Below are 1576 nucleotides of genomic sequence, written 5' to 3'. Positions count from 1 at the left end.
TCGTCGTCGGTATACCACATCGGACAGTTTTCGATACCAATCTTTACATTGTGTTCTTCGGCCACTTTCACAATCGCGGGCCAATGTTCGGCGAAGAGCTTGAGGTTCTCCGTGATCGTCAGCTTCGGATTTCGCCCGATGAACGTGTTTACCACCGGAATACGCAACTGAGCCGCCGCCCGAATGATTTTCTTGATATGTTCCCGGTAGAACTCCGCTTTTTCCGGATCGGGATCGAGCGGGTTGGGATAGTAGCCCAGACCGGAGATCGAAACGCCGTATTCTTTGGTGCGGTTGCGGATCGTAGCAATGGTTTGGGCGTCTAGATCATCTACATCAATGTGGGTCACGCCCGCGTATCGGCGTGCTTCGGAATTTTCCTTTGGCCAGCACATGATTTCCACACATTTGAATTCGTGCTGGGAAGCAAATTTCAATACGTTTTCGAGGTTATAATCCGGCAAAATGGCCGATACAAAGCCGAGGTCGAGCATTCGTTGGTTATTGGTTTATCGTTGTAAGTTGATGGGCTGAGTGAGTATCAAAAAGAGCCGTCGAGATTTACACTCACTCCTTCTATTATTCACTCATTCAAAATTGAACTCGTTGAGCTAGTACCGATGCGTCGCACGCCCATAGCCTGCAAGTGGCGTACCTGCTCCAGCGTGCGGATACCTCCCGAAGCTTTAACGGCGACGTTCGGACCGATGTGATCAAGCATGAGTTGTAAGTCTGCCAGCGTGGCTCCCTGCGATTGAAACGAACCATCGGGTTGTTTGACGTATCCGAAACCCGTGGAAGTTTTGACAAAGGCCACGCCAATTTCCGTACAGATTTCGCAGAGTTTGATTTTATAGGCATCGGCAGGAAGAAAATCGTTTTCAAAAATGACCTTTAAAAGGGCTTCCTGCTGCTGACAAGCTTCCTGAACGGCCTGAATTTCCTGCCGAACGTAGGTCCAGTCTTCACTCAGTACTTTTCCGATATTCACCACCATATCAATTTCCGTAGCACCGTCCCGACAAGCCTGGATGGTTTCGGCTACTTTTACCGCCATGGCATTACTGCCGTGCGGAAAGCCAATTACCGTACAGACGCCTACATGGCTACCCGCTAACCATTGGGCTGCCCTGGAAACGGCATAAGGTTTAATGCAAACCGTGGCCACATCGTATTGAATCGCCAGCCGACAACCGGCTTCCAGTTCGGCATCCGTCAGGGTAGGGTGGAGTAGGGCATGATCAATCAGCTTGGAAAGGACGGACATGGATCGTTGGTAGTTGATGGTTAATCGTTATTGGTTGTTGAGACGAGATCCTCAGTATTGAATCAATACTCAGACCTAAGGAAGGTTAGCGTCTACGAAAAAGTCCGTAGGACTGGCCCATCTACCAGCCTCGGATTTCAATCCGGGGCTGGTAGAGAAATAATAGAATGAGTACAGAAAAATACAGATGTAATGTATAATCAATGACGCCTCCCCTCCATTCTATCATTCACTCATTACTTCAGGCATTTACCGCCATTCGCTCCGCACTAATTTTCTCGATAATCTTCTCCGCGTGGATGCGGGAAT

General features: G+C 49.0%; 2 protein-coding genes. Both read right to left on the bottom strand.

The annotated features are described in order from the left end of the window. Window positions 1–494 (bottom strand): sugar phosphate isomerase/epimerase family protein (locus ACOJTG_RS09765; protein WP_420153652.1); only part of this gene is annotated, 494 nt, incomplete at its 3' end. An 89-nt stretch (window positions 495–583) separates the two neighbouring features. Then, entirely contained in the window at window positions 584–1267 is a 684-nt protein-coding gene (gene deoC, locus ACOJTG_RS09760; protein ID WP_420153651.1) for a deoxyribose-phosphate aldolase, read from the bottom strand. Window positions 1268–1576 lie beyond the last annotated feature (309 nt).

The organism is Siphonobacter sp. (genome assembly GCF_048595215.1).
Lineage (GTDB): Bacteria > Bacteroidota > Bacteroidia > Cytophagales > Spirosomataceae > Siphonobacter.
The sequence above is the reverse complement of the archived record's forward strand: the minus strand, read 5'-3'. Positions and strand labels throughout refer to the sequence as shown.